At 66.8% G+C, this 26,196-nt stretch carries 26 protein-coding genes and 1 pseudogene; 18 read left to right on the forward strand and 9 right to left on the reverse strand.

Features of this window, described 5'->3' with window-relative positions; all coding sequences use genetic code 11:
- The first annotated feature begins 40 nt into the window (after nucleotides 1-40).
- Nucleotides 41-571: a VOC family protein gene (locus H6844_10880; GenBank protein MCB9929901.1), complete on the forward strand. Its 531-nt coding sequence runs from the start codon at nucleotides 41-43 to the stop codon at nucleotides 569-571.
- 43 nt (nucleotides 572-614) lie between these two features.
- Here the strand turns inward: H6844_10880 and H6844_10885 are convergent, their stop codons facing one another.
- On the reverse strand, nucleotides 615-1,505 hold the full coding sequence (locus H6844_10885) for an alpha/beta hydrolase (GenBank protein ID MCB9929902.1): 891 nt from the start codon (nucleotides 1,503-1,505) through the stop codon (nucleotides 615-617).
- A gap of 284 nt (nucleotides 1,506-1,789) precedes the next feature.
- Between H6844_10885 and H6844_10890 the strand changes: the two genes are divergently transcribed.
- The 3 genes from H6844_10890 to H6844_10900 all read left to right on the forward strand — a co-directional run bounded on the left by H6844_10890 (nucleotide 1,790) and on the right by H6844_10900 (nucleotide 5,883).
- Nucleotides 1,790-2,953 carry a GAF domain-containing sensor histidine kinase gene (locus H6844_10890; GenBank protein ID MCB9929903.1) on the forward strand — a complete coding sequence of 388 codons (1,164 nt, stop codon included), beginning with the start codon at nucleotides 1,790-1,792 and terminating at the stop codon, nucleotides 2,951-2,953.
- A 110-nt stretch (nucleotides 2,954-3,063) separates the two neighbouring features.
- Nucleotides 3,064-4,914, forward strand: a complete 1,851-nt coding sequence (locus H6844_10895) for a ribonucleoside-diphosphate reductase subunit alpha (GenBank protein ID MCB9929904.1) — start codon at nucleotides 3,064-3,066, stop codon at nucleotides 4,912-4,914.
- A gap of 9 nt (nucleotides 4,915-4,923) precedes the next feature.
- Nucleotides 4,924-5,883 carry a ribonucleotide-diphosphate reductase subunit beta gene (locus tag H6844_10900; protein ID MCB9929905.1) on the forward strand — a complete coding sequence of 320 codons (960 nt, stop codon included), beginning with the start codon at nucleotides 4,924-4,926 and terminating at the stop codon, nucleotides 5,881-5,883.
- An 8-nt stretch (nucleotides 5,884-5,891) separates the two neighbouring features.
- Here H6844_10900 and H6844_10905 read toward each other — a convergent pair whose 3' ends face one another.
- Nucleotides 5,892-6,104, reverse strand: a complete 213-nt coding sequence (locus H6844_10905) for a hypothetical protein (protein MCB9929906.1) — start codon at nucleotides 6,102-6,104, stop codon at nucleotides 5,892-5,894.
- A 101-nt stretch (nucleotides 6,105-6,205) separates the two neighbouring features.
- On the opposite strand from H6844_10905, the gene H6844_10910 reads away from it, so the two are divergent.
- From H6844_10910 to metC, 4 genes are all read left to right on the forward strand, one after another.
- Complete coding sequence (locus H6844_10910) at nucleotides 6,206-6,805, forward strand: NUDIX domain-containing protein (GenBank protein MCB9929907.1); 600 nt, start codon at nucleotides 6,206-6,208, stop codon at nucleotides 6,803-6,805.
- A 53-nt stretch (nucleotides 6,806-6,858) separates the two neighbouring features.
- Entirely contained in the window at nucleotides 6,859-7,572 is a 714-nt protein-coding gene (locus H6844_10915; protein ID MCB9929908.1) for an alanyl-tRNA editing protein, read from the forward strand.
- 82 nt (nucleotides 7,573-7,654) lie between these two features.
- Nucleotides 7,655-8,518 (forward strand): 3-mercaptopyruvate sulfurtransferase, encoded by an 864-nt coding sequence (gene sseA, locus H6844_10920; protein MCB9929909.1) that lies wholly within the window; start codon nucleotides 7,655-7,657, stop codon nucleotides 8,516-8,518.
- Nucleotides 8,476-9,696 (forward strand): cystathionine beta-lyase, encoded by a 1,221-nt coding sequence (gene metC, locus H6844_10925; GenBank protein MCB9929910.1) that lies wholly within the window; start codon nucleotides 8,476-8,478, stop codon nucleotides 9,694-9,696. Before sseA ends, metC begins: the two co-directional genes overlap by 43 nt.
- A 298-nt stretch (nucleotides 9,697-9,994) precedes the next feature.
- Here the strand turns inward: metC and H6844_10930 are convergent, their stop codons facing one another.
- Nucleotides 9,995-10,483, reverse strand: a complete 489-nt coding sequence (locus tag H6844_10930; protein MCB9929911.1) for a DUF721 domain-containing protein — start codon at nucleotides 10,481-10,483, stop codon at nucleotides 9,995-9,997.
- A gap of 51 nt (nucleotides 10,484-10,534) precedes the next feature.
- Here H6844_10930 and mutY point away from each other — a divergent pair, with 51 nt between their 5' ends.
- Both mutY and H6844_10940 read left to right on the forward strand, forming a co-directional pair.
- Nucleotides 10,535-11,632: an A/G-specific adenine glycosylase gene (gene mutY, locus H6844_10935; protein MCB9929912.1), complete on the forward strand. Its 1,098-nt coding sequence runs from the start codon at nucleotides 10,535-10,537 to the stop codon at nucleotides 11,630-11,632.
- 81 nt (nucleotides 11,633-11,713) lie between these two features.
- Entirely contained in the window at nucleotides 11,714-12,559 is an 846-nt protein-coding gene (locus tag H6844_10940) for a crotonase/enoyl-CoA hydratase family protein (GenBank protein ID MCB9929913.1), read from the forward strand.
- 29 nt (nucleotides 12,560-12,588) lie between these two features.
- On the opposite strand, the gene H6844_10945 is transcribed toward H6844_10940, so the two are convergent.
- Nucleotides 12,589-13,041: an acyl-CoA thioesterase gene (locus H6844_10945; GenBank protein ID MCB9929914.1), complete on the reverse strand. Its 453-nt coding sequence runs from the start codon at nucleotides 13,039-13,041 to the stop codon at nucleotides 12,589-12,591.
- 110 nt (nucleotides 13,042-13,151) lie between these two features.
- On the opposite strand from H6844_10945, the gene H6844_10950 reads away from it, so the two are divergent.
- The 4 genes from H6844_10950 (at nucleotide 13,152) to H6844_10965 (ending at nucleotide 19,912) form a co-directional block, all read left to right on the forward strand.
- A complete protein-coding gene (locus H6844_10950) occupies nucleotides 13,152-14,870 on the forward strand; it encodes an amidohydrolase family protein (GenBank protein ID MCB9929915.1) in 1,719 nt (572 codons plus the stop codon).
- Between the two features lie 107 nt (nucleotides 14,871-14,977).
- Entirely contained in the window at nucleotides 14,978-16,699 is a 1,722-nt protein-coding gene (locus H6844_10955) for a thiamine pyrophosphate-binding protein (protein ID MCB9929916.1), read from the forward strand.
- Nucleotides 16,700-16,798: 99 nt separating this feature from the next.
- Entirely contained in the window at nucleotides 16,799-17,860 is a 1,062-nt protein-coding gene (locus tag H6844_10960) for a TIGR03617 family F420-dependent LLM class oxidoreductase (protein MCB9929917.1), read from the forward strand.
- 429 nt (nucleotides 17,861-18,289) lie between these two features.
- Nucleotides 18,290-19,912 carry a methyltransferase domain-containing protein gene (locus H6844_10965; GenBank protein ID MCB9929918.1) on the forward strand — a complete coding sequence of 541 codons (1,623 nt, stop codon included), beginning with the start codon at nucleotides 18,290-18,292 and terminating at the stop codon, nucleotides 19,910-19,912.
- A 248-nt stretch (nucleotides 19,913-20,160) separates the two neighbouring features.
- Here H6844_10965 and H6844_10970 read toward each other — a convergent pair whose 3' ends face one another.
- The 3 genes and pseudogenes from H6844_10970 to H6844_10980 all read right to left on the reverse strand — a co-directional run bounded on the left by H6844_10970 (nucleotide 20,161) and on the right by H6844_10980 (nucleotide 22,497).
- Nucleotides 20,161-20,580, reverse strand: coding sequence for an EVE domain-containing protein (locus H6844_10970; protein ID MCB9929919.1), 420 nt, complete (start codon nucleotides 20,578-20,580; stop codon nucleotides 20,161-20,163).
- Between the two features lie 57 nt (nucleotides 20,581-20,637).
- A pseudogene (locus H6844_10975) lies at nucleotides 20,638-21,321 on the reverse strand (arginyltransferase).
- Nucleotides 21,322-21,333: 12 nt separating this feature from the next.
- The gene (locus H6844_10980; GenBank protein MCB9929920.1) at nucleotides 21,334-22,497 is read right to left on the reverse strand and encodes a glycosyltransferase; all 1,164 of its coding nucleotides are present in this window, start codon (nucleotides 22,495-22,497) and stop codon (nucleotides 21,334-21,336) included.
- A gap of 107 nt (nucleotides 22,498-22,604) precedes the next feature.
- Between H6844_10980 and H6844_10985 the strand changes: the two genes are divergently transcribed.
- The 4 genes from H6844_10985 to H6844_11000 all read left to right on the forward strand — a co-directional run bounded on the left by H6844_10985 (nucleotide 22,605) and on the right by H6844_11000 (nucleotide 24,675).
- Entirely contained in the window at nucleotides 22,605-23,114 is a 510-nt protein-coding gene (locus H6844_10985) for a flavin reductase family protein (protein MCB9929921.1), read from the forward strand.
- A gap of 9 nt (nucleotides 23,115-23,123) precedes the next feature.
- The gene (locus H6844_10990; GenBank protein MCB9929922.1) at nucleotides 23,124-23,537 is read left to right on the forward strand and encodes an acyl-CoA thioesterase; all 414 of its coding nucleotides are present in this window, start codon (nucleotides 23,124-23,126) and stop codon (nucleotides 23,535-23,537) included.
- Nucleotides 23,538-23,700: 163 nt separating this feature from the next.
- The gene (rplY, locus tag H6844_10995) at nucleotides 23,701-23,997 is read left to right on the forward strand and encodes a 50S ribosomal protein L25 (GenBank protein ID MCB9929923.1); all 297 of its coding nucleotides are present in this window, start codon (nucleotides 23,701-23,703) and stop codon (nucleotides 23,995-23,997) included.
- Between the two features lie 33 nt (nucleotides 23,998-24,030).
- Nucleotides 24,031-24,675, forward strand: a complete 645-nt coding sequence (locus H6844_11000) for an aminoacyl-tRNA hydrolase (protein ID MCB9929924.1) — start codon at nucleotides 24,031-24,033, stop codon at nucleotides 24,673-24,675.
- Nucleotides 24,676-24,959: 284 nt separating this feature from the next.
- On the opposite strand, the gene H6844_11005 is transcribed toward H6844_11000, so the two are convergent.
- Nucleotides 24,960-25,556, reverse strand: a complete 597-nt coding sequence (locus tag H6844_11005; GenBank protein MCB9929925.1) for an aldehyde dehydrogenase — start codon at nucleotides 25,554-25,556, stop codon at nucleotides 24,960-24,962.
- A gap of 14 nt (nucleotides 25,557-25,570) precedes the next feature.
- A complete protein-coding gene (locus H6844_11010; protein MCB9929926.1) occupies nucleotides 25,571-26,101 on the reverse strand; it encodes a phosphonopyruvate decarboxylase in 531 nt (176 codons plus the stop codon).
- Between the last annotated feature and the right edge of the window lie 95 nt (nucleotides 26,102-26,196).

The raw sequence follows: 26,196 nt of genomic DNA on the forward strand, positions 1-26,196 counted from the left end.
GTCGAGAGCCGGCGTTCCCAAACCGGAAGGAAACCCGCCCATGTCCCGCCTGTTCGGCCATCTCACCCAGATCGGCATTGTCGTCCGCGATATCGAGGCCGCAATGCGCCACTGGTCCGGCGTGTGCGGCGTCGGCCCGTGGTTCTATGCCGAGCGCCTGCCGGTCACCAGTTTCCGCTATCGCGGCGAGCGGTACGACGACATTCACATTTCGGTGGCGCTCGCTAATTCCGGCGACACCCAGCTGGAACTGATCCAGCAGCGCTGCGAGACGCCCAGCATGTACCGCGACTTCCTCGCCAAGGGGTATGAAGGCATGCAGCACTGGTCCAGCTGGCCCGAGGATTATGACGCGAAGCTGAAGGCGGCGCTGGCCAGCGGCTACGAAATCGGCCAGGAGGGCGACAGTGCCCGCGGCCGCTTCGTCTATCTCTGGAACGAGGGCCATCCCGGCACGGTGATCGAGATGGCCCACATGACGCCCGAACGCCGGCGCATTTTCGACGCCATCCGCGCCGCCGCGGTCGGCTGGGACGGCGGCCAGCCGATCCGGCGCACCTGGCCGGGTTGAGCAGGGCCGGGTTGAGCAGGGCCGGGTTGAGCAGGGAAGGCGGCTACCCCTTTGCCGGCAGATATTGCCGGAACCACGCCACCGTCTCGTCCATCACCTGGCTGAAGGCCGGCTCCACATAGACCTCGTAGTGGCCGAAGCCGTTCAGGGTCACGAGCTTTTTCGGCTCGCCGGCCTTCTCGTAGAGGGCATGGGATTCCTCCGGCGGCACCAGCCGGTCGTCGTCGGTGGTGATGAACAGGATCGGGCGCGGCGCGATCTTGTCCACCACCCATTCCGGATGGAATTGCAGCGTCTCGTCGATATAGTCGAGCGGCAGGGTGTTGATGGCGTTCGGATTGTTCTTCCGCGCCGCTTCGGCCAGGGCCGCCGATTGTCGGTCCGGCAGTAGGATTTCGCTCCGCTCCGCCCATTCGGACTCGCCGTCCAGCACCCGCTTCTCACGGTCGCCTTTCGAGCGCGCCAGCAGGTCGACCCACTCGTCGGGATGGCGCACGCTCCGCATCCAGCGCGCACCGTGGGCGACGCCGACGCAGGAGACGATGCACTTCACCCGCTGGTCGACAGCGCCGACCCAGGTGACCGTGGCGCCGCCATAGCTGGTGCCATAGATGCCGATGCGCTCCTCGTCGACGCTGTCCTGCAGGCCCAGATAGGTGATGGCGGCCTGCACGTCGGCAACGCGGCTGTAGGGCGCCAGCCTTGAGCGCTGCCCCTCGCTCTCGCCCCAGCCCTTGTAGTCGAAGGTGAGGACGACATAGCCGGCCTCGTTCAGCACCCGCGCATTGTCGGGCAGGTAGAGGTCCTTGACGCCGGTATAGCCGTGGCAGAGCACGATGCCGGCGCGGTGCTCGCCGGGCCGAAGCCCATCCGGGAGATAGAGGTCGCCGGAGAGCTTGTGGCCCTCGCTATAGAAGTGGATCGGGGTCGGCATGGGCGGGTTCCTCGGTGTGAGTGTGTTGCCGGCAGGCTATCAAACTCCCCGCGGCCGCGCCAAGCGCGTGGCCTTGCCACGGCCCCGGGGTACCGGACGCAACATGCATCGGGCGTAGGCATTTCGCATACTACCGTATTAAACCGGTCGCCAAATTCCGGAATCATCGGTATGGTTAACATCAAATACGAAATATTCTCGCCAGGCTCAGAAACGAAGCAACACTCTTGCAAGATCCTTCTCTCAAGGCCATCGGTCTCGCAAACAATTCCTCGGAACCCGCCATGGACGCGGTCGTCCGCCTGGCCGCCCAATGGCTGCGCGCAGACGTGACCATGCTCACTTTCTTCGATACCGCCGCCGATCGGGTCTATTTCAAGGCGCAACAGGGCTTGGCCGAACCTTGGGCCAGCAATGGTCAAATGCGGCTGGCCGCCTCGGTATGCGAGCCGCAGTCGCGCAGCCAAACGCCAATCGTCGTTCCGGATACGAGCCGCCACCCGGTGCTCGCGAACGCCGGTATCGCGCGGACAATGGGCATTCACGCGTATTTGGGCGTGCCGGTGTTCGGCCTGGCCGACGAGCCGGTTGGCGCGCTTTGCCTGCTCTCGGCCCATCCCAGAGGCTGGGATACGCAGGAGATTGCCAGTCTGAAGGATCTGGCCCTCATCATTTCCGAGCAAGTGCGGGCACGAATGGAGGCCCACCGGCAAATGTCCGAGCCTGCGGCCCTGGCCGGAGCGCAGGCGATCCCGGATCAGATGGTCGACCTCGCCCACGAGTTGCGCACCCCACTCAACGCGCTGCTGGGCGCGGCGGAGGCCTTGGTGTCGTTCGATGCGAAGGATATCCGGCAGGACATGGTGGGGTTGATGTCACGGGCGGGGCATCAATTGCATGCCTTTGCCGACGACGTCACCGCTTTGGCCTTGGTCGAAGCCGGGACCCTGGTCCTGGCGGACGAGCCGTTCCGCCCCGATACCCTGGTGCGCGAAACCGTTGCGCTGGTCGAACTGGCCGGCGTGCCGGGTTCGGACGGCGTGCAAATCGTCGGGTCTGTGGGGGCGGCGCAAACGGTCGCCGGCGATCCGCGGCGGGTCTGCCAGGTGGTCGCCAATCTCGTGGCGAATGCGCTGGAGCATGCGGGCAGCGCGCCGGTCACCATCGGCATCGATGTTGCGGACGGGGAGGACGCAACCCGCCGGCGGCTGACGATCACCGTGGCCGATTCGGGACCGGGCGTTCCCGACGGGGAAAAGGCGACGATTTTCGAGCGCTTTTATCGGTCCGCGGCATCGGCCCGGTCGCGGCGAACCGGGTCCGGGTTGGGGCTTTCCATCGCCCGCACGCTGTGTCGCCGACACGGCGGCGATCTGCGCGTTGGCGATACGCCCGGCGGCGGCGCAACCTTCGTTGCCACATTTGCCGTGACGGTGCCGGAGGCGTAGATTGCCGGCTTCGCGACGCAGGCTCCCGCCGGATACCGCTTGCGTCCCTGTCTCGTTCCACCTATGTTCAAAGGCCGCCTTCTTTCAGCGAGCCCGTCGAGCACCGTTCCATGGAGCAGCCTTTACCGCCGGCCATTGCCGCCCTTGAAAGCCCCTCGGAACCGTCGCTGCTGGGTGGCGACGAGTATCAGGACCACGCCAATCGCGTGCACATCGACCGCGGCCGCGATGCGCTGCTGACCCGGTTCGGCAAGGTCACCCTGGCCGACCGCTATTTGCTGCCGGGGGAATCGTTCCAGGACCGGTTCGCCCGCGTGGCCGCCTATTTCGCCGACGACTCCGCTCACGCCCAGCGGCTCTACGACTATATCTCGCGGCTTTGGATGATGCCGGCGACGCCGGTGCTCTCGAATGGCGGCACCAGCCGCGGCCTGCCGATTTCCTGCTATCTGAACGAGGCCAGCGACACCTTAAACGGCATTGTCGATCTGTGGACCGAGAATGTCTGGCTCGCCGCGCGCGGCGGCGGCATCGGCAGCTATTGGGGCAATCTGCGCTCGATCGGCGAGAAGGTCGGCCAGAACGGCAAGACCTCCGGCGTGGTGCCGTTCATCCGGGTGATGGATTCGCTGACGCTCGCCATCAGCCAGGGCAGCCTGCGGCGCGGTTCGGCGGCGGTCTATCTGCCGATCCACCATCCGGAGATCGAGGAATTCATCGAACTGCGCCGCCCGACCGGCGGCGATTACAACCGCAAGGCCCTGAACCTGCACCATGGCGTTGCGGTGACGGATGCGTTCATGCGCGCCATGCTGGCGGATGAGATGTGGCCGCTGGTCAGCCCGCGCGACGGCTCGGTGCAGCGCAGGGTCTCGGCCCGTTCGCTCTGGATCCGGCTGCTGACGGCGCGGGTGGAGACGGGCGAGCCCTATCTGATCTTCATCGACCAGGTGAACCGCAACCGGCCGGAACACCACAAGCTGGCCGGGCTGGAGGTGAAGACGTCGAACCTCTGTTCGGAGATCACCCTGCCCACCGGCCGCGACCATCTGGGTGGCGAGCGCACGGCGGTCTGCTGCCTGTCCTCGCTGAACCTGGAGCAGTTCGAGGAATGGGAGCGGCACCCGAGCTTTATCGAGGACGTGATGCGGTTCCTCGACAATGTGTTGCAGGATTATATCGACCACGCGCCGGACAGCATGGCCCGCGCCAAATACGCCGCCATGCGCGAACGCAGCGTCGGCCTGGGCGTGATGGGCTTTCACTCCTTCCTGCAGGCCAAGGGCATTCCGTTCGAATCGGTGATGGCGAAGGTCTGGAACACGCGCATGTTCCGCCATGTCAAGGCCGGCGCCGATACCGCGAGCCAGGTGCTGGCGGCCGAGCGGGGCCCGTGTCCCGACGCGGCCGATTACGGCATGCAGGAGCGCTTCAGCCACAAGATCGCGATTGCCCCCACCGCCTCGATTTCGATCATCTGCGGCGGCGCCTCGCCGGGGATCGAGCCGATTGCGGCGAACGCCTTCAACCACAAGACCCTGTCCGGCTCGTTCCTGGTGCGCAACCGGGCGCTGGCGGCGGTGCTGGCGGCGCACGGGCGCGACGACGACGAGACCTGGTCCTCGATCACCACGCACGAGGGCTCGGTGCAGCATCTGGACTTTCTGAGCGCGCACGAGCGCGACGTGTTCAAGACCGCGTTCGAACTCGACCAGCGCTGGGTGATCGACCATGCGGCGGACCGCCAGCCCTTTATCTGCCAGTCGCAGTCGCTGAACCTGTTCCTGCCCGCCGACGTGCACAAGCGCGACCTGCATCGCCTGCACGTTCGCGCCTGGGAGAAAGGCTGCAAGAGCCTCTATTATGTCCGCTCCAAGTCGCTGCAACGGGCCGACGTGGTCAGCATCGCGCCACCGCCGCTGCCGGCGCGGGACGATGACGACTGTCTGGCGTGTCAGTAGGATGTCGCTATGGCGCTTCTAGACCCTAAACCCACCTACAAACCCTTTGCCTATCCCTGGGCCTATGAGGCCTGGCAGTTGCAGCAGCGCCTGCACTGGCTGCCGGATGAGGTGCCGCTCGCCGACGACGTGAAGGACTGGCAGCACCGGCTGACCGACGACGAGCGCAACCTGCTCACCCACATTTTCCGCTTTTTCACCCAGGCGGATGTGGAGGTGAACAATTGCTACATGAAGCACTATGCCCGCGTGTTCGAGCCGACCGAGGTGCAGATGATGCTGGCGGCCTTCTCCAACACGGAGACGATTCACATCGCGGCCTACAGCCATCTGCTCGACACCATCGGCATGCCGGAAGTGGAGTATTCCGCCTTCCTGCACTATCAAGCCATGCGCGATAAATATAATTATATGCAGGGATTTAGCGCGGATTCCAAACGCTCCATCGCAACCACGATGGCCGTGTTCGGCGCCTTTACGGAGGGCGTGCAACTGTTCGCGAGCTTCGCCGTGCTGCTGAACTTCCCGCGCTTCAACAAGATGAAGGGCATGGGCCAGATCGTGGCCTGGTCCGCGCGGGACGAGACCCTGCACACGCTCAGCATTATCCGCCTGTTCCGGACATTCGTGGAGGAATACCCGGAGGTTTGGGACCAGGCGCTTGCCGACGAAATCCGCGCGGCCTGCCGCACGATCATCGGCCACGAGGACGCCTTTATCGACCTCGCCTTCGAACTGGGGGAGGTCGAGGGGCTCTCGCCGCGGGAGGTGAAGACCTATATCCGCTTCATCGCCGACCGGCGACTGGTGCAGCTTGGGTTAGAACCGATCTTCGAAATCGCTCGTAACCCTTTGCCTTGGATGGATGAAATGCTGAACGCGGTGGAGCACGCCAACTTCTTCGAGAACCGTGCGACCGAATACACCCGCGGCGCCACCCGGGGCACCTGGGAGGAGGCGTTCGCGTGACGGCCGTGTCAGTTGATGGCCCAGTTGATCGGGTCCTCATCGCGCTTTAGCACATGCTCGTAAGCGCTGGGAGCCCAATAGAAAATGCGCAGGCCACCCCGAACGGCCCCGGTTACGGCGTCGCGCACCAGTTCGTCGGTCGGCGGCGCCGCCATGGCGGCCTGCATGGTGTGGGAGGCGAACAACAGCACGCCCAGCACCACCCCAATGCCAAAGTACAACCGAATTAGCCACGCGAGCAGGGTACGCATTCTGCCTCAACCTTTGTTCTTCTGGCCGTCGTCGCGGCCGGGATGTCGCCGCGCATGGGAGGCCAAGTTCGATGCCGGATCAAGTGAAAATCCTCTCGCGTCGGCGCGGGTTCGACGGCTTCAACAAGCTGGACGTGCTGCAATTGCAACACGAACAGTTTGCCGGCGGCATGGGGCCGCCGATCGAGCGGGAGGTGCTGGAACGGGGGCAGGCCGTGGCGGTGATCCCCTATGACCCCCAGGCCGACCGTGTCGTCCTGATCCAGCAATTCCGCATCGGTGCCCTGGCGGCGGGCCGTCCGCCGTGGATGACCGAGGTGGTGGCAGGCCGGATCGATCCCGGCGAAACCGCCGCGGACGTGGCCCATCGGGAGGCGATGGAGGAAATCGGCCGGCCGGTCGACCGGCTGGAGCTTCTTGCCGGCTATATGGTCAACCCCGCCTGCACGACCGAGAGCATCACCCTGTTCGCCGGCCGCGTGGATTCGCGCGGGGCCGAAGGCGTTTTCGGCCTGACGCACGAGGGCGAGGATATCCGCGTCTTCTCGGTGCCGGCGGACGAGGCCCTGGGCTGGATCGGCACGGACCGGGTGTCCAATGCGACCTTCCTGATCGCGCTGCAATCGCTGGCGCTGAACCGGGAGCGGTTGCGCCGCATATGGCGGGACTGAGCCAAAGCCGCTATGACTGCCGAAGCGACCCTACCGGAACAACGAGTGAGACCATGGAACTGGTGTTTCGCGACAACCCCTACGCCACCGAATGCGAGGCGACCGTGGTCGCCGCCGGACCGGACGGCGTGGTGCTGGACCGCACCGTCTTCTATCCCACCGGCGGCGGCCAGCCGGGCGACAGCGGCGTGCTGATCTCCGGCGACGGCACCGAAACCGCCATTGCCGAGGCCGTGAAGGGCGAAGGGCCGGAGGATGTGCTGCACCGCGTCGCCGAGGGCGCGCCGCTGCCCGCGGTCGGCAGCACCGTCACCGCTCGCATCGACTGGGAGCGCCGGCACAGGCACATGCGCATGCACACCGCCATGCACCTGCTCTGCTCGATGATCCACCACGGCGTCACCGGCGGCCAGGTCGGTGCGGAGAAAAGCCGGCTGGATTTCGATTCCGGCGACCATGTCTACGACAAGGAAGAGCTGACGGAAAAGCTCAACGGCCTGATCGCCGCCGACTATGCGGTCACGTCCCGCTGGATCGACGAGAGCGAGTTGGACGAGAATCCCGACCTTGTGCGCACGCTCTCGGTGCAGCCGCCGCGCGGCACCGGCCGCATCCGCCTGATGGCGGTGGGCGAGGGCGCCATCGACCTTCAGCCCTGCGGCGGCACCCATGTGGCCCGCACCGGCGAAATCGGCCGGGTTCGCGTCGCCAAGATCGAGAACAAGGGCAAACGCAACCGCCGCATCAACATCGTCTTCGAGCAATAGCCCCTCCACCCCGTCCTCCGCATCCGAACCCCGCTCCTATCCGACCCCCGCCCATTTCCGACCCTTGAACGAGACCCGTCCCATGTCCGACCCCGGCTACACCCATCCCGAAGCCCTCGTTTCGACCGAGTGGCTGGCGGCGCACCTGGATGCGCCCGACGTGCGCATCATCGACTCCTCGCACCATCTGCCGACCACCGGCCGCAACGCCAGGGCCGAATACGGCGAGCAGCACATTCCGGGCGCGATTTTCTGGGACATCGACGCCATTGCCGACGCGTCCAGCGACCTGCCGCACATGCTGCCGGATGCGGACCAGTTCGCGCGCCAGGTGGGCGCGCTGGGCATTGGCGACGGCCACAAGATCGTCGTCTACGACACGGTCAGCGCCACCGGTGCGGCCCGGGTGTGGTGGACGTTCCGGGTGTTCGGCTATCGCGACGTGGCGGTGCTGAACGGCGGCTTCCGCAAATGGGTGGCGGAGGGGCGGCCGGTGAGCCGCGATGTCCGCGCGCGGGGCGAGCGCACCTTCACCGCCCGCAAGAATCACACGCTGGTGCGCGACCGCGAGCAGATCCTGCGCAATATCGACCAGCAGCGCGACCAGGTGGTCGACGCGCGCTCGGCCGGGCGCTTCCTCGCGACCGAGCCGGAGCCGCGGGCCGGCATGCGCAGCGGCCACATTCCGGGCTCGAAAAACGTGCCTTTCCCGACACTGCTGAACGACGACGGCACCTATCGCAGCGGGGCGGAGTTGCGGGCGGCGTTCGAGCAGGCCGGTGTCGACCTTGCCAAGCCGATTGCCACCACCTGCGGCTCGGGCGTGACCGCCTGCACCCTGGCGCTGGGGCTGTATCTGATCGGCCAGACCGAAACCGCCGTCTATGACGGCTCGTGGAGCGAATGGGGCAGCCGGCAGGACACGCCCGTGGAGACCGAAGCGTGAGCAAAGATCTGACGGGCAAGGGCCCGGAAACCGTTCTGACCCATGCGGGTCGTGACCCGCAGGCGCATTTCGGCGCCGTCAACACGCCGGTGTTTCACGCCTCGACCATCCTTTCGCCCAGCTATGCCGACCGCAAGCGCGAGAAAGGCCCGCGCGAGCCGCGCTATGGCCGTCGCGGCACGCCGACCGTGTTCACGCTGGAGGATGTGTTGGCGGAGATCGAGGGCGCCGACGCCGCCGTGATCTGCCCCAGCGGCCTCAGCGCCATCACCACGGCGATCCTGGCCTTCGTGAACCAGGGCGATCATGTGCTGATGGTGGATTGCGTTTATGGCCCGGCGCGGAATTTCGCCACCAAAATTCTGCCGCGCTATGGGGTTTCCACCACGTTTTTCGACCCGGCCATCGGCAACGACATCGCCGGCCTGATCCAGGACAACACCAAGGTGGTCTATCTGGAGGCCCCCGGCTCGCAGACCTTCGAAATGCAGGACGTGCCCGCCATTGCCGCGGCGGCGCGGGCGCGGGGCTGCAAGGTGCTGATCGACAACACCTGGGCCACGGGCCTGTTGTTCAAGCCGTTCGCACACGGTTGCGATGTCTCGGTGCACGCGGCGACCAAATACATTGTCGGCCATTCCGACGTGATGATGGGCGCGATCACGACCACCGCCGAAGCCTATGCGCCGGTGCGCGAGATGTGGGACCTGTTGGGCCACTCGGTCGGGCCGGACGACGTCTATCTGGCGACCCGCGGCGTGCGCACCATGGCCGTGCGCCTGGCGCAGCATCAGAAAAACGCCGTTTCGGTCGCGGAATGGCTGCAAGGCCGGCCGGAGGTGGCGCGCGTGCTCTATCCGGCGCTGGAGAGCGACCCCGGCCATGCGCTCTGGAAGCGCGACTTCACCGGCGCCAGCGGCCTGTTCGGCGTCGTGCTGAAGCCGGCGAGCGATGGGCGGTTGGAGGCCTTTTTCGACGCGCTGTCGCTGTTTGGCATGGGGTCGAGCTGGGGCGGCTATGAGAGCCTGGCGATCCCCGCCGATCCTGCCGGGTACCGCACCGCGACGCAGTGGTCGCCGGAGGGTCCGCTGATCCGCCTGCATATCGGCCTGGAGGCGCCGGCCGACCTGATCGCCGACCTGGAGGCCGGCTTCGCCGCGATGCAGCGGGTCTCCTGACCTAACGAGGGAGGCCTGTTCCCCGGAGGTGGCGGAGCCGCCGTTCGGGGCTGGTGTCTTCCTACGAACACGGCCCTAGCCGATGTTCGCAAGAGCGGCCGGTCCCGGCCCGCCGCTCCGCAGCGGCCGGGAAACATGGATCGGTTTGGGGACGCCAGCCCGCGAGACGGGCCTGTTCCCCGGAGGTGGCGGAGCCGCCGTCCGGGGCCGGTGTCATCCTTCGAACACAGTCCTTGCCGGTGTTCGCGAGAGCGGCCGGTCCCGGCCCGCCGCTCCGCAGCGGCCGGGAAAGGCGCGCTCAGCGGGCGACGGCTTCTCCCAGGCGCCGCAGGATTTCGGCCAACTCCTTGTCCTCCACCGTCGCACAGGCCGCGTCCAGGCGGGCCTGCGCCTCCGATGACAGGGGCGGACGCGGCGAGAGGCGCGCGCCCTGCCGTGGCGCCTTGGGCTCCGGGATCGTGCCCTGGCGCAGCACCAGGCGCTCGACCAGGGTGTGGCCGAAATAGCGGTTGATGCGGTCGGCGATCTGCGGCGTCAGGTGCTGCACCTCCAGCGCCCAGCCGGAGGCCACCACCAGGCGCAGGGTCGGCATCCCGCCGCGCCGTTCGAGCCGGAGCGGCCGGGTGCGGCCGGCGAGCGGCTCGCCGACAATGGTCGACCACTCCGCCAGCAGTCGCGCCTCGCGGAAGCCGTGCTTTGCCGCGGGCTTGGCGAGTACGGGCGCCAGCGCCGCCGCGATCGGGCGGCCCATGGGGCGGTAGACGTATTTTGTCGGGCGTCGCGCCACGGCGCCGGCCTCTCCATTGAATGCTTACGAATTCGCTCTACCCTATCCGCCATGTCCGCTGCAACACCCGCCCCGATCACACCGTTCGCCGCCGAGGAGGTGGCGGCCATTCGCGCCGCCATCCTGGGCTGGTACGATGCCAACCGGCGCGACCTGCCATGGCGCGCGCCGGCCGGCCGGACGGCCGACCCGTATCATGTCTGGCTCAGCGAGATCATGCTGCAGCAGACCACCGTTGCGGCGGTGAAGGGCTATTTCGCGGAGTTCCTCAGGCAGTGGCCCAGCGTTGCGGACCTGGCCGCGGCGCCGCTCGACGAGGTCATGCGGGCCTGGGCGGGGCTCGGCTATTACGCGCGCGCCCGCAATCTGCACCGCTGCGCCCAGACCGTCGTTGCGGACTTCGGTGGCGCGTTTCCGGCGGATGCGGCGCTGCTGCGCTCGCTGCCGGGCATTGGCGACTACACCGCCGGCGCCATCGCCGCCATCGCCTTCGGCCACCGGGCCGCACCCGTCGACGCCAATATCGAGCGGGTGGTCTCGCGCCTGACCGCGATCACCGAGCCGACATCGCCGACCAAGCCGCTGGTGCGCAAGGGCGCCGCCGCCCTGGAGGACCCGGAGCGTCCGGGCGACTGGGCACAGGCGCTGATGGACCTGGGCTCGGCGGTGTGCACTTCGCGCAGCCCGAAATGCCTGCTCTGCCCGGCCGTGCAATGGTGCCAGGCGCAGGCGGCGGGCAATGCGGAGAGCCTGCCGGTCAAGCCCGCCAAACCCGCCCGGCCGCTGCGCACCGGCATTGTCTACTGGCTGGAGCGGGCGGATGGCGCGGTGCTGCTGCGCAAGCGCGCCGGCCGGGGCATGCTGGGCGGCCTGTGGGAGTTCCCGTCCGCCGGCTGGGACGACCGGAACGCGCATCCGACCGACCCCGCCATCGAGGCGCTGGCCCGGACGTGGGAGGCCATGCCGGGCCGCATCGCCCACGGCTTCACCCATTTCGAGGTGGCGCTGGAGGTGCGCAGCGCCGCCGCGCGGCCGGGCGTCAATCTGCCGGAGGGCAGCCGCTGGACCGCGCGCCAGAGCCTGGGCGAATTCGCGTTGCCGACCTTGATGAAGAAGGTTGCCAAGGCGATGGGCGGGGCGAAGCGCTGACGCGGACCGGCGTTGCCAAACCCCGGCCCGGCATGCGATCAGTCTGTGACCCGTCCCTACTCTCGTGCGGAGGCCCCTATCGTGGCGCACACCTGTTTTGACGTCTCAATCGAAAACCACGTCGCCCATATCCGCATGAAGCGGCCGGAGAAACGCAACTCCATGATCCCGGCCTTCTGGGACGAGTTGCCGGCCATCGTCGCCGACCTCGACGATTTCGTGCAGGCCCGGGTGATCGTGATTTCCTCGACCGGCCCGCATTTCACCTCCGGCATGGATGTCAGCTCGTTCGGCGACGGCCATCTGGATGCCAACGACGCGACGGCTCGCATTCAGCATGGCGCCCGTTTCTACAACAACCTGAAGCGTTTGCAGAAAAGCTTTAACTGCCTGGAGGAAAGCCGCCTGCCGGTGCTGGCGGCGATCCAGGGCGGCTGCATCGGCGGCGGCGTCGACCTCGCCACCGCCTGCGACATGCGCTATGCGACCGAGGATGCGTTCTTCACCATATTCGAGACCAATATCGGCATGACCGCCGATGTCGGCACCTTTCCCCGCATCGCCAAGCTGATCCCGGAAGGCATCGCCCGCGAACTCGCCTATACCGGCCGCCGTATGCCGGCGACGGAGGCGCAGGCCTGCGGCCTCGTCAACCGGGTCTATCCGGATCAGGAAGCGATGCTGGACGGCGTCATGAGCATCGCGCGCGAGATCGCCAGCAAGGCGCCGCTCACCACCTATGGCAACAAGCGGATGATGAACTATGCCCGCGACCACAACACGGCGGACGGCCTGGACTATATCGCCATCTGGAACGCCAGCATGCTCCAGGTGGCCGAGATCCGCGAGGCCATGACCGCCAACCGGGAAAAGCGTCCGGGCCAGTTCGCGGACCTGCCGCCGGTCAAGCGCAAGCGGGCGGATTAGGCGGCGGCAGGGCACACCGGGAGCAACGGTCAGCCCCCTGCCATTCCCTCCAGCAGCACCGCCCGCACGTCCTTCGGAATCCGCACCGCCCGTGCGGTTTCCGGATGGACGAAGACGGTTTCGACCTCGGCCGTTGCGATACAGGTCTCGCCCTGGAACAGGCCCTGTCCGAAGACGAAGCCGGCGCCGCCGACATGCAGGATGATGGTGCCGATCTCCACATTGCCGGGGAAATACAGCGGCGCGCGATAGCGGGCGTCCAGGCGCACGACCACGATGCCCGCGACCGTGTCGCGGCCGCAGCGGATCAGGTCGTCCCGCCGGAACCGAATGCGGCCCTCTTCGAAAAAGCCATTGATAACCCCGTGATTGACATGGCCGTTCGGGTCCAGGTCGCGATAGCGGAGAATGGCGGGCGCCCAGTCGCGAAAGGTCTCGCGGCGGCTCAGGTCGATGGTGGCGGCGGCTTCGGGGCGGCGCATGAGGGGGCTCCTTTCGGGCGGGCAGCGAATGATACCCGCTTGCACTTGTCGACGCTTACCGCCTAGCATTCCAGCCAAGCTTGACAAACAGCCAAGGAAGGTCCGCGACCATGCATGATATCGTCATTCGCGGCGGAACCATCGTGGATGGTACCGGCGCACCGAAATTCGTCGGCGACATTGCCATCGATGGCGACCGTATCACGTCCGTCGGCGGCACCGCCGGTCCGGGCAAGAAGGAATACGACGCTACCGGCAAGCTGGTCACCCCCGGCTGGGTCGACGTGCACACCCATTATGACGGCCAGGCCACCTGGGACCCGCTGCTGGCGCCCTCGTCCTGGCACGGGGTCACCACCATCCTGTTTGGCAATTGCGGCGTCGGCTTCGCGCCCTGCCGCCCGGATGACCGGGAAGCCCTGGTCGACCTGATGGAAGGCGTCGAGGACATTCCCGGCATCGTCCTGAACGAGGGCCTGAAATGGGATTGGGAGAGCTTCCCCGAATTCCTTGATGCCCTGGAACGCCAGGAACGGGTCATCGACGTCGCCGCGCAGGTGCCGCACCATCCGTTGCGCGTCTATGTCATGGGTGAGCGCGCCATCAATTTCGAGGACGCGACGCCCGACGACATCGCGAAAATGCGCAGCCTGACCGAGGAAGGCCTGAAGGCCGGCGCCTTCGGCTTCACCACCAGCCGCACCGAATCCCACCGCACCACCAAGGGCGAGCGGGTGCCGGCGCGCTATGCCAAGGCCGAAGAGCTGATCGGCATCGGCCAGGCGTTCAAGGGCGTGGATCACGGCGCCTTCGGCATGCTGAACGATTTCGAGGACGAATCGGCCGAGTTCGACTGGATCAAGGCCGTCGGCAAGGAGACCGGGCGGCCGCTCTGGTTCCTGCTCACCGGGCGCTATTCCGACCCGGACCGGGTGAATCGCCTGATGGGCGGCGTGCACAAGGCGCGCGACGCCGGCGCCAATGTCACCGCCCAGGTGGCGAACCGCGCCGTCGGCGTGATCCTGGGGCTGTCGACCTCGCTGACCCCGTTCAGCGCCCGACCCAGCTTCGCCGCCCTGAACGGCCTGCCGCACGCCGAGCGCGTCGCCAGGCTGCAAGACCCGGCCCTGCGCGCCAAAATCCTCTCGGAAGAGAATTCCGACGCATTGCTGGCGAAGATGCCGCCGCTGCAACGCGCCATCGCGACCCGCTGGGACCGCATGTACGTGATGGAGGACCCGCCGCAATACGAGCCGCCGGAGGAAGCCGCGGTCGAGACCGCGGCCCGCCTGGCCGGCCAGGAGCCGCAGGAATTCGTTTACGACTTCCTGGTTTCGGACGAAGGCCGCGGCATGATCATGTTCCCGGTCACCAACTTCCACACCGGCGATCTGGAGCCGGTCTATGAGGTGATGCAGGACCCGGCGACCATCGTCGGCCTTGGCGACGGCGGCGCCCATTGCGGCCAGATCTGCGATGCCAGCATGCCCACCTTCATGATCACCCACTGGACCCGCGACCGCACCCGCGGCGACAAATTCCCGGTCGAGTGGGCGGTGCGCCGCCTGACCAGCGAGACCGCCGACTTCTTTGGCTTCAAGGATCGCGGCCGGTTGCAGGCGGGCAAGAAGGCGGACGTCAACATCATCGACTACGACGGCCTGCAAATCCGCCGCCCGGAAGTGGTGTTCGACCTGCCCGCCGGCGGCCGCCGGCTGGTGCAGCGGGCGGAGGGCTATGTGGCCACCATTTGCTCCGGCGTGCCGATCTTCGAGAACGGCGAGCATACCGGCGCCCTGCCGGGCAAGCTGGTCCGCGCCGCAGCCTGACTTTGGTAAGAGGCGGGGAGGGGTGATCCTCCCCGCCATTCGTTTGTGTCGACCCGACCGGCCTTCGGCCGCATGCGGGCGACCGCAGCTTGGAGGAGACCCACCCAATGGGCGAAAAGAAAACCGTCGTCGGCACCGGCGGCGAACTGCTGATGCACCAACTCGTCGCCCAGGGCGTCGACTATGCCTTCACCAACACCGGCAGCGCCGAGGCGGGCTTTTTCGACGCCTTCCTGACCGTGAAGGGCGTGCAGCCGATCCTCCTGCTGAACGAGGCCCTGGTGCTGTCGGCGGCGGACGGCTACGCCAAGGCGGCGAAAAAGCCGGCCTTCGTCAACGTCCATCTGGCCGCCGGTACCCGTCAGGGCACCGGCCAGTTGTTCAACTCCTATTTCGACGGCACGCCGATGGTGGTCACCGCCGCCATGCGCGACAACGGCTCGTTCGGCGACCACAACCCGCTGGGCGCCCAGGCCGGTTTCGCGCAGATGAGCACCGTCCAGGACGTCACCAAGAACCGCTGGGAGGTCACGGACCCTCGCGGCATTCCGCTCGCCACCCGCCGCGCCTTCAAGGAGGCGATGAGCATGCCGAGCGGGCCGGTCTATATCGCCTATGACGGCCTCGCCCTGGACGCCAAGAATGTTGAGGCGCTGATCGAGACGGCGAAGCCGCTGGAACTGGCGATGGCGCCGCAGATCTCGACCCTGGAGGCGATGCACGACGCCCTGCTGAATGCGCAGAACCCGCTCATGCTGGTCGGCCCGGACGTGCACGCGGCCAAGGCGCATGAGGAAGTGCTGTCGCTGGCGGAGAATTATTCGCTGCCGGTGGCGCACAACATGTTCGACTATTCCGCCTTCCCGCTGCGCCATCCGAACTATGTCGGCCCGATCGACATGATGGATTCGGAGGGTTACGACGTCGTCATCACCGTCGGCTACCGGCAGAGCACGCGGGCCGGCGCCGGCGACCATCGCTTCAAGGATGCGGGCACGATCATCGCCGTCGGCCACGATCCGAACCTGATCGGCAACACGCACAATGTCGACATCGGCGTCGTCGGCAATGTGAAGCATTCGGTGGCCGCGCTGAACGCGCTCTGGAAGCCGGATCACGCCAACCTCGCGCACATCCAGAAGCGCAAACAGGGCCTGGCGGCGCAGGCCAAGGCGCGCGCCGCCAAGCTGGTGGAGCGGGCGGCGAAACTCTCTTCCAGCAAGCCGATCCACCCGGATTTCCTCGGCTACACCATGGGCCAATGCCTGGCGGAGAACACCGTGCTGGTCTCCGAGGCCTTCCGCGCGGCCGACCAGTTGATGCCGCTCGGCTATGCGGACAATGAGTGGGACTATGTGCGCACCTATGGCGCGAGCCTCGGCTATGGCCCCGGCAGCGCGGTGGGCGCGCAACTCGGCGCGCCGGACCGGCCGGTGACGCTGGGCCTTGGCGATGGCGCGGTCATGTACTCGTCGAGTGCGTTCTGGAGCATGGCCCGCTACAGCCTGCCGATCCTGACCGTGGTGTTCAACAACATGCAATACCAGACCGTGCGGGCGAATTTCGCGGCCTGGGGCGGCAATATGGCGGAGCAGAACAAATATCCGGAAACCTTCCTCGGCGATCCGGATATCGACTTCGTCATGCTGGCCAAGGCCCAGGGCATCGAGGGCATGCGCGTCGACGAGCCGGGCGAGCTGGAAGCCGCCCTGAAGCGCGGCAGCGATGCCCAGGCCGCCGGTGAGCCCTTCCTGCTGGACGTGCGCATCACCAATGTCGGCGCCGGTTCGGACCAGAGCTGGTACATGCCGCACTCGCCGCGGGGGTAGAGCGGATTGCGGGAGCGCCGGTCGGCGCTCCCGCCCTCTCATTTCGTCAAGGCGGACCCGCTGCGCGGGCTCGCCGTGGCTCGCACCGGAAACGTACCCATGAAAGTCGAAACCCTCCTTCCCCTCGGCAAGACCGATCCCGGCCTCAGGGCGCCGGAAAAGGCTTTGGACCTCGCCACGCTGATGGAGGATGCCCGCCAGGTCGAGGCGTTGGGCTATGACACGCTGGTGGTGGAGGAGACCAAGGACGACCCGTATCAGGTCATGGCGCTGGCCGCCGCGGCGACCACGACGCTGGGGCTCGGCACCTCGGTCGCCATGGCGTTTCCGCGTGCGCCCGCGGTCACGGCCATGTCGGCCTGGTCGATCCAGAAACTGTCGCAAGGCCGGTTCACCCTGGGCCTCGGCAGCCAGGTGCGGGGCCATATCACCCGCCGTTTCGGCCTGGACTATCATCCGCCCGGCCCCTGGATGCGCGACTATATCGGCGCGGTGCGGGCGGTCTGGCACACCTGGCAGACCGGCGAGCCGCTCGCCTTCGAAAGCGAGCGCTACAATCTTTCGCTGATGGTGCCCTTGTTCGATCCGGGGCCGATCGACCATGCGCCGCCGCCGATCCATATCGCCGCCGTCAACGCGGTCATGTGCCGGATTGCCGGCGAGTGCGCCGACGGCGTTCGCCCGCACCCGGTCTGCACGCCGCGCTATATCAAAGAGGTCATGCGCCCCGCCATCGAGGCCGGTGCGGCTCGCAGCGGACGCACGACGGCAGGGTTCGCCATCGCCATGAAGCCGCTGGTGGCGGCCGCGCGCGACGAGGATGCGCTCCAGGCCAAGATCCGGGACACCCGCGCCCGTATCGCGTTCTATGCCTCGACCCCCACCTATCGCCGTCCGTTCGAACTGCACGGCTATGGCGAGCTGGCGAGTGAGATGGCGACGCTCTCGCGCGCCCAGCGTTGGGAGGAGATGCCGGGGCGCGTGCCGGACGACCTCTACAACACCTTCGTGACCGCCGGCACGTACGACACCATCGCGGCGCAGTTGCGCGAGCGCTATGCCGACTGCGTGACCAGCATCGAATTCAGCGTTCCGGTGGAAAGCGAAGCCGATGCCGGCGCCCTGCGCGAACTGGTTCAGGACCTGCGCCGACCCGCGTAACGGTCGCCGGCGCCCGGTACTTTGATAGGTGTTTGCGGGTACGCGCTTTTACTCGACTGGACTTGGAAAGCCCCGGCGCCCTCCCGCCCGGGCCGTGGTTTTACCTGGAAAGGCCAGCGCATTTTTCTGAGGACGGCGGGTGTTTGACAGAAAATAAAAGCCGAATTCAGTCGAAATTGTGCCTCGAATTCGGAATGGTAATAAAATTTACTTATGACATTACAGAGATGTAAACTGGCAATTATTGGCATAAATTTCTCGGAATATCAAGGTTGTTTCCGTCGGAAAGTCTGCGCTAGGGCTTGCGCTTCGCTGTTCCGCGATGATCAGAACTGCGGCCCCGTATCCGTTTCCATTGGGTAGCCGGCGCATACGGCCCGATATCCCGCAGTGGCATTGTTAGATTCCGACGATTAAGAGGCTGAACTCATGAATCATGTTGCTGAGAACGAAAAATATCGCAAAGAATACAACTCCGATTTCGTTTCAAGATGGGACGACCTGATCGGCTGGGATGGAAGAGAGGAGGGTGAGCGCCAGTTCTTCGAGCGCATCCTCAATATCCACGAGGTCAAAACCGTTGCCGATATTGCTTCCGGCACCGGCTATCACGCCATCAAGCTCGCCCATGCGGGCTTCGAGGTGACCGCCACCGACGGCGCGGCGACCATGCTGGAGCAGACCAAGGCCAACGCCGAGCGGATGGGGATCGCGCTGGCCGATGCCCAGGTCGTCGACTGGCGCAAGCTGTCGGATGTCTATGGCGCGAACCATTTCGATGCCCTGGTCTGCCTCGGCAATGCCTTCACCCACCTTTATGAGCACGAAGCGCGGCGCGACGCGCTCGCGGCCATGTATGCGGTGCTGAAGCCGGGCGGCATCCTGCTGCTGGACCACCGCAACTACGACTCGATCCTGGACCAGGGGTTCAGCTCGAAGCACAAATTCTACTACACCGGCGACGAGACCGACGTGCGCCCGGTCCGCATTTCACGCACCGAGGTCAAGTTCGAGTATGATTTCGGCCAGGCCGGCAAGCACTATCTGACGCTGTATCCGCTGCGCCAGAATTACGTGCAGTTCCTGTTGGAAGACGCCGGGTTCGTCGATATCACCCGCTATGGCGATTTCGAACGGCCGTTCGAGCATTACGACCCCGATTTCATCCAGCAGGTGGCGTTCAAGCCGCAGCGCACCTCCGACGGCGTCGCACCGCGGCCCCGCAACACCGGCGTTGCCAAGGTGGTGGAGCAGACCAAGCGCTATTACGACGGTGCCGCCGACACGATCTATCGCGAGATCTGGGGCGAGAACATCCATCTGGGCCTGTTCGAGGAAGAGGGCGAGTCGCTCCAGGACGCGAACGCCCGCACCAACAAGCGCCTGGCGGCCCTGGCCGGCCTTTCCTCCGAGCAGACCGTGCTGGAAGTCGGTTGCGGCTATGGCGCCACCGCGCGCTTTCTGGCGGAGACCGTGGGCTGCAATGTGGTCGCCACCAACATTTCCGACCGGGAACTGGCCGAGGCCAAGCGCCTGACAGAGGCCGCGGGACTGGGCGACAAGGTGCGGTTCGCCTATGGCGACTTCCATGCGCTCGACTTCCCGGACGATCATTTCGATGTCTATTGGTGCCAGGAATCCTTCCTGCACGCCGCCGACAAGGAACAGGTGTTGCGCGAAGCCTATCGGGTGCTGAAGCCCGCCGGCCGCTTTGTCCTGACCGAGTTGCTGGTGCGCGAGGGCACGCCCGACGACATCCGCGAACGGGTGTATGAGCGTGTCGGCGCGCCGATCATGTGGGATGCGCCCGACTACCGCCAGACGCTTCAGAATCTGGGCTTCCGCATGGAGGTCGAAGAGGACTGGTCGCCCAATGTCGCCCGCACCTATGGCTGGGTGCGCGAGCAGTTGGAGGCGCGCCGGCCCGAGTTCGAGGACAAGATCGGCCGCGACCTGGTCGACCGCACCAGCCGGGCGTTGCAGTTCTGGGTCGATACCGCCAATGACGGCTGCATCGGCTGGCACTTCTTCATCGCCGACAAGGTGGGCTGACGCCTGCCAAGCCTCGGCCGCGCATTGTTGCCACCGATTGCAACGGTGCGCGGATCGGGGCTTGGCGTTAAGAGCGCGTTCGGCACCGGTTGACCCGCTCTCCCGCCCCATCATCTCCCGCGCAAGCGGGAGCCCATGCCTGATAGCCTCTCACAGGGTACGGACGCTGTATTTGTCTCTCCGGCATGGGTCCCCGCTTCCGCGAGGACGGGGAAGACGGGGTGATGAGCCAGCGGGGAAAGAATCCCCTACGCTTCGACCTCGGCCAGATCGCAAAGGGCCTTCCAGTGCTCGGGCGAGACGGGAACGACGGAAAGGCGCGACTGGCGCACCAGGGCCAGGTCGTCGAAGCGGCCATCGGCCTTGATGTCGGCCAAAGTGATCGGCTTGCCGACCGGCTTCACCGCGGTCACCTCGACCATGCCGAACTTGCCGGTCTTGTCGGTCGGGTCCGGGTGGAATTCGCGCGTGACCTTGACGATGCCGACAATCGCCCGCTCGTTGACCGAATGGTAGAAAAATCCCAGATCGCCCACCTTCATCGCCCGCATATTGTTGGCGGCCTGGTGGTTGCGCACCCCGTCCCAGCCCTCTCCGGCCGGCAGTTTCTGCACCTGATCGTCCCAGGACCAGGTGCCCGGCTCGGACTTGAACAACCAGTAGGCCATGCGGGGTCTCTCTGTCGTTTGGCGGGGCAGGGGGCGCCAGTGGCCGGCGGTCAGGGCCTCGACACCGGGGAAGCGCCGTTTGTAGCCCATGGTTTGCGACCCGTCGATCCAGAAGCCCAGATAGACATGGGGCTTGCCGGCCGCGCGCATGGCCTCGACCAGACGCAACACGATATGGCTGCCCAGGCTGCCCTTCGCATCCGGCTCGAAATAGCTGTAGACGGCGGAAACGCCGTCGCCCAGCCGGTCGCACAGGCAGGCGCCGATCAGGGCGTGGGTTTCGGGGTGGCGCAGTTCCAGCAATTGCGTATCGACCGGGCTGTCCGTGACCATCGCCTCGAAATCGCTCCGGTCCATCTGCGCCATTTCGCTGTCGTTGTGCCGCGCCCGGACATAGCGCCGAAACAGGGCAAAGTGTTCGGCGTCCGGCACCGGCAGCACGAACCGCGCCACCAGATGGCCGTGGTCGCGCCGGATGCGCCGCATCGAGCGGGTGTCTTCGAATCGCTCCGTGTTGATGCGCACCGGCACGCAAGCCTGGCAATTCTGGCAGGCCGGGCGATAGGCCAGATGGTGCGAGCGGCGGAAGCCGGCCCGCGACAGGTCGGTGTGCAGGGGCAACAGGTCGGGGCCGCGCAACTCCATCACCAGCTTCTGCTCGGTCCGCATCGGCAGATACGGGCACGGCACCTGAATGGTGGCGAAGAACTGGCGGAGGCGGCTGGGATGGGCTCGATCCATGGGGAGCGAACGTTACTCTTTTCGGTTCAGGGTTTCGAGCGCGGCCAGGAACCGCCGGGCGCGTCCTGACCAGTCGAAGGCGGCCTCTGCCGCCAGATAGGCATTTTGCTGCATCCGGTTCAAGCGCTCAAGATCGTCGATTGCCGCCGCTATCGCGGTGGCGAGCGCCGCGGGGGTCTCGGCCACCAGGGCGTGCCCGATCACACCGGCGGGCTGACCGGCCAGATTGTCCGCCAGGGCGGCGACCGGCAGGCGGTGGAACAGGTAGTCGAGCGTCTTGAGCTTGAAGCCGCCGCCCACTTCCTCCGCCACCAGCCCGAATCGGGCGGCGTCGAGATACGGTGCCAGGTCCGGCACGCGGCCCGCGAACGCCAGGCCGGGCCGGGAGAGGGCCTGGCGCAGGGCATCGGGCACGGTGCCGACCACCACGGTTTCGATGCCGTGCCCGGTCAGGACCGGCACCGCGCCCTCCGCCCAGCGCCGCAGATTCTGTTGCTTGGCCTGCCACTGGAACCGCCCCACCAACACGACGCGGCGGGGCGTCTCGGCCGTGATGTGGCGGCGGTCGAGCCGCGGGCCGCTATAGCCGGGCACCAGTTCCAGCACCCGGTCCGCCCCGATCTCCTGCGCGAACGCCGCGGCATCGTCCGGGGTGATGGCGGCGAGGAGGGCGGCCCGGCCGGCCAATCGCTGCTCCAGCCGGGCGTATTTGGCGGCATCCGCGCGCATCACCCGGCGTTTCATCGGCGAGCGCTCCCCCGCCGCCACCTGCGTTCGCACCACCCCTTCCCGGTTGTGGGCGATATAGACCAGCGGCGGATGCGTCGGCGGCAGATCGGCCAGGACCCAGCCGCACGCCGCCTGGTCCACCACCACGGCCTGCCAGTCGCGGGCCGCCAGCAAGGCACGAAACCGCTGGCGCAGGCGCGGGTGGGCGGCCTGCCAGACGCTGGCGGGCCAGCGGCCGGCAAAGCCCAGGGCGCGAGGGCGAAACGCCGGTGGCGGCACCGCCTCGACCGTCACGCCGGCGATGGGCGGGCCGTCGTTCCGGGTCAGCAGGGTCACCGCCTGACCGAGCCCGCCGAGCGCATCCAGCAGGCCGCCGCTATAGACCTGGTTGCCGGCATGCCGCTCGCCCGGATGGGTGACCGTCAGCCAGAGCAGGGGCCGGGCCATCGCCGGGCTATGCGGATCGCCTCTCAATCGTTAGTCTCCGCGACAAAGGGTCAGGTGAGCGCGCCGAGACCCTTGTACCTACGCCGCTGTTGTCAAGGAAACGCTTTATGACCGACCAGCCCGCCATCGACTCCCGTGCCTATCGCGACACGCTGGGGCGGATGCCGACCGGCGTCACCATCATCACCACCTGCAACGAGGCTGGCGAGCGTGCCGGCGCCACCGTCGGCTCGTTCACGTCGCTGTCGCTCGACCCGCCGCTGGTGCAGTTCAGCCTGGACAAAACCGCCATCTGCCACCCGCAATTCGTCGAATCCTCGCATTTTGCCATCAATGTGCTGGCCGAGGACCAGACCGACCTTTCCGGCGTTTTCGCCTCGAAGAAGGACCGGCCGTGGGACGAGTTGTCGTTGATCGCCGGTGAAAAGAGCGCGGCGCCGCTGCTGGCGGGCTGCGTCGCCTATATCGAGTGCGCGCACGAGGCGACCTATCCGGGCGGCGACCACGACATTTTCGTCGGCCGGGTGCTGTCGCTGCGAATCGAAGGGCTGGACCGGCGGCCGCTGCTGTTCTTCGGCGGCGCCTATCACCGGCTCGACACCGACGTGATCGCCTGAACCGCCGGCATGTTCCGCACGCCAATCACTCCCCGCGTCTCGGAAACCGACGGGGCGGGGCATATCAACAATTGTTTCGTCCCGATCTGGCTGGAAGCCGGCCGGCGCGAGATCTTCCGCATTCTGACGCCTAGCCTGGCCTTCGATGCCTGGCGGGTGGCGCTGGTGAACACCAATATCGACTATACCGCGCAACTGTATTTCGCCGACGATGCGGAAGTCCTGACCTGGGTCGACCATGTCGGCACCAAGTCGTTCCGGCTTTATGAAGAAGTGCACCAGACCGGCCGGCTTTGCGCCCGCGGCACGGCCACCTATGTCTATTTCAACTACGCGACCCAGCAGGGCGAGCCGATTCCGGCGGCGGTGCGTGCGGCGTTCGCGTCACACCGCCGCGACGGGGGAGAGCCGCAGGCGGTCTGAGACCGCACCGGCTGCGGGCGCGCGCGGGTAAGCGACGCTCTGCCCCCCTTGCGTATTGGCGGCCTGCCGCGTAAAAGGCTCGCTTCGCTGCCGCCCGGTGCCGGTACACGGCCCGCGCGCGCGGCGTCCTGTTTCTGAGATTGTGTTTCGAGGAGTTCCTCCCATGGCGGCTTCCCACAGCCTTGACGCCACCCTCCGCACCGACGCCGGCACCGGCGCCACGCGGGCGCTTCGCCGGGACGGCAAAGTGCCAGCCATCGTTTATGGCGGCAATGGCGAGACCGTCAGCATTGCGCTGGAGCGGCGCTCGCTGAACCGGGCGCTGAACGTGCCGGGCCTGATGACCCAGACCATCGCCCTGACCGTCGACGGCAAGACCGAGACCGTGAAACTGCAGGACGTGCAGCTGCACCCGGTCACCGACGAGGCGCTGCACATCGACTTTATGCGCACGGCCTGATCGCCTGCTTCACCCAGCCGGGGAGGGAGAGGCATGAGCCGGACCCGCCTGCTGGTCGGCCTCGGCAATCCCGGGGCCAAATACGCCGCCACCCGCCACAATATCGGCTTTCGCCTGCTGGACGCGATTGCCGCGCACCACCATGCGCCCGCATGGCGGGCGCGGTTCAATGGCGCGTTCAGCGAGCTGTTTCTGGACGGCCGCAAGGTGCTGCTGCTGAAGCCGCAGACCTTCATGAACGAGTCCGGCCGGTCGGTGGCGCCGGCGCTGAAGTATCACAACCTCTCGATCGAAGACGCCATCGTCTTTTACGACGAACTTGACCTGACGCCGGGCAAGGTGCGGGTGCGTCATGGCGGCGGGCTGGCGGGCCATAACGGCCTGCGCAGCATCAACGCCCATTGCGGTCCGAATTTCTGGCGGGTGCGGGTCGGCATCGGCCATCCCGGCCGGCCGGAGAAGGTGGCGGGCTATGTGCTCCACCCCTTCGCCAAGGCGGATGAGGCCTGGCTCGACCCCTTGCTGGACGAGGTGCCGCGGCTGCTGCCTTTCCTGCTGGACAACCAGGACGGCGAGTTCATGAACCGGCTCTATCTGCGCCTGGGCCCGGTGCTGAAGCCGGAGAAGCCGGCCAGGAACGAGAAGAAGCCCGAATCGCCGGGCGCCTCCGCCAAGTGAGCGGTGTACCCCGGAGGTGGCGGAGCCGCCGTCCGGGGTTGGTGTCGGCGTGCGAACACAGGCGGGGGTGGTGTTCGCGAGGGCAAGCGATCCCGGCCCGCCACTCCGCGACGGCCGGGAAATACAATCAAGCCTAGGCGAGAGGTACCCCGGAGGTGGCGGAGCCGCCGTCCGGGGCCGGTGTCATCCTTCGAACACGGGCGGGGCGGTGTTCGCGAGGGCGGCCGGTCCCGGCCCGCCGCTCCGCGACGGCCGGGAAACACCAGCGCCGTGTCGGCGGCCGCCTATTCCTTCAGTCCGCGCTCGCCCAGCAGGGCCTCGCGGAAGCGCGACTTGCCGATGGAGCCGTCGCGGATCGGCATCACCACCGGTGGCATGTCGCTGGAAACCTTGATCACCGCAAACTGCGGCCCCTCCGCCGCGTAGATGGCGGTCCGCAGCGCGTCAAGGCCGGTCTCGTTCTGGACCTCCAGGACGTGGTGGAAGCCGCTGGCCCGGGCGATGCCGGCCAGGTCGACCCCTTCCGACGTGTGCGCCATCTGGCGGCCGGTCTCGCCGAAGCGTTCGTTGTCGATGCAGACCACGGTGAGGTTTTTGGGCCGCCGCACCGCGACGGTCGGCAGCGCGTAGAGCCCCATCATCAATTCCGCGTCGCCGGTCAGCGCCAGCACGCGGCGCTCCGGCTGGGCCAGGGCGAGGCCGAGGGCGGTGGGGACGACGCTGCCCATGGCGCCCAGCAGGTAGTAGTTGAGCGGGTTCTCGCCGGCGCTCTCCGCATCCCAGATGGCGGAGCCGAGGCCGGCGACGATCAGCAGCTTGTCGGTGCGCCCCTCCAGCAGGCGGTGGATCGACGGGCGGCGGGGGAGGAGATTGTCGGTCATGGGCTTGCTCCTCGCTAAAACACTTTGGCGCCGATGACGCGCTGGCCGATCAGCACCGCCACCGGGCAATAGGAATTGAACGCCAGCCGCGCGCCGGCCAGCACCATGTCGGCGACCTCATGCGCATAGTTGGCCCGCATGACGACGGCGCCGGCCGCGTCCAGCATCTTTTCCGCCGACTGGCCGCCATGCAGCTGCCACGGATTGAACTCGCCCCACTCGCCGCGCATGGTGACGATGGTGAAAAAGGGGAAGCGGCCGGAGGTGGCGAGGCCCAGGGCGTGGGCAATGTTGCCGATGCCCGACGACTGCATCAGCATGACGCTGCGCTGGCCGCCGAGCCAGGCGCCGCAGCAGACGCCCACGGATTCGAACTCGTTCGCCAGCATGCCCGCCTCGATCTCCGGGTCGGCCAGGCAGCGATCGATCACATGGGCGTGGCCGGCGTCGGGCACGTAGTGGACCTGCTGGATATTCAGCTCTTTCAGCGCCTGGTAAATCTGTTCGCGCCAGTTGGGTTCGGCGCTGGGCGTGGTTTCCGGCATTGCGGCATCCTCGGGGCGGGGCATTTCCGGTCCCATCCTTATCGCGTCACGCCGGGCGAAGACAAGCGTTCGGGCCGAAGCGGTGTAAAGACTGA

The sequence above is a fragment of the Alphaproteobacteria bacterium genome, assembly GCA_020638555.1.
In the GTDB taxonomy this organism is placed as follows: domain Bacteria; phylum Pseudomonadota; class Alphaproteobacteria; order Bin95; family Bin95; genus JACKII01.

Bases quoted from the DNA above. Each gene is read 5' to 3' on its own strand.
- H6844_10880 (MCB9929901.1), top strand. From the start codon at position 41: ATGTCCCGCCTGTTCGGCCATCTCACCCAGATCGGCATTGTCGTCCGC.
- H6844_10885 (MCB9929902.1), bottom strand. From the start codon at position 1,505: ATGCCGACCCCGATCCACTTCTATAGCGAGGGCCACAAGCTCTCCGGC.
- H6844_10890 (MCB9929903.1), top strand. From the start codon at position 1,790: ATGGACGCGGTCGTCCGCCTGGCCGCCCAATGGCTGCGCGCAGACGTG.
- H6844_10895 (MCB9929904.1), top strand. From the start codon at position 3,064: ATGGAGCAGCCTTTACCGCCGGCCATTGCCGCCCTTGAAAGCCCCTCG.
- H6844_10900 (MCB9929905.1), top strand. From the start codon at position 4,924: ATGGCGCTTCTAGACCCTAAACCCACCTACAAACCCTTTGCCTATCCC.
- H6844_10910 (MCB9929907.1), top strand. From the start codon at position 6,206: ATGCCGGATCAAGTGAAAATCCTCTCGCGTCGGCGCGGGTTCGACGGC.
- H6844_10915 (MCB9929908.1), top strand. From the start codon at position 6,859: ATGGAACTGGTGTTTCGCGACAACCCCTACGCCACCGAATGCGAGGCG.
- sseA (MCB9929909.1), top strand. From the start codon at position 7,655: ATGTCCGACCCCGGCTACACCCATCCCGAAGCCCTCGTTTCGACCGAG.
- metC (MCB9929910.1), top strand. From the start codon at position 8,476: ATGGGGCAGCCGGCAGGACACGCCCGTGGAGACCGAAGCGTGAGCAAA.
- mutY (MCB9929912.1), top strand. From the start codon at position 10,535: ATGTCCGCTGCAACACCCGCCCCGATCACACCGTTCGCCGCCGAGGAG.
- H6844_10945 (MCB9929914.1), bottom strand. From the start codon at position 13,041: ATGCGCCGCCCCGAAGCCGCCGCCACCATCGACCTGAGCCGCCGCGAG.
- H6844_10950 (MCB9929915.1), top strand. From the start codon at position 13,152: ATGCATGATATCGTCATTCGCGGCGGAACCATCGTGGATGGTACCGGC.
- H6844_10955 (MCB9929916.1), top strand. From the start codon at position 14,978: ATGGGCGAAAAGAAAACCGTCGTCGGCACCGGCGGCGAACTGCTGATG.
- H6844_10960 (MCB9929917.1), top strand. From the start codon at position 16,799: ATGAAAGTCGAAACCCTCCTTCCCCTCGGCAAGACCGATCCCGGCCTC.
- H6844_10965 (MCB9929918.1), top strand. From the start codon at position 18,290: ATGAATCATGTTGCTGAGAACGAAAAATATCGCAAAGAATACAACTCC.
- H6844_10970 (MCB9929919.1), bottom strand. From the start codon at position 20,580: ATGGCCTACTGGTTGTTCAAGTCCGAGCCGGGCACCTGGTCCTGGGAC.
- H6844_10980 (MCB9929920.1), bottom strand. From the start codon at position 22,497: ATGGCCCGGCCCCTGCTCTGGCTGACGGTCACCCATCCGGGCGAGCGG.
- H6844_10985 (MCB9929921.1), top strand. From the start codon at position 22,605: ATGACCGACCAGCCCGCCATCGACTCCCGTGCCTATCGCGACACGCTG.
- H6844_10990 (MCB9929922.1), top strand. From the start codon at position 23,124: ATGTTCCGCACGCCAATCACTCCCCGCGTCTCGGAAACCGACGGGGCG.
- rplY (MCB9929923.1), top strand. From the start codon at position 23,701: ATGGCGGCTTCCCACAGCCTTGACGCCACCCTCCGCACCGACGCCGGC.
- H6844_11000 (MCB9929924.1), top strand. From the start codon at position 24,031: ATGAGCCGGACCCGCCTGCTGGTCGGCCTCGGCAATCCCGGGGCCAAA.
- H6844_11005 (MCB9929925.1), bottom strand. From the start codon at position 25,556: ATGACCGACAATCTCCTCCCCCGCCGCCCGTCGATCCACCGCCTGCTG.
- H6844_11010 (MCB9929926.1), bottom strand. From the start codon at position 26,101: ATGCCGGAAACCACGCCCAGCGCCGAACCCAACTGGCGCGAACAGATT.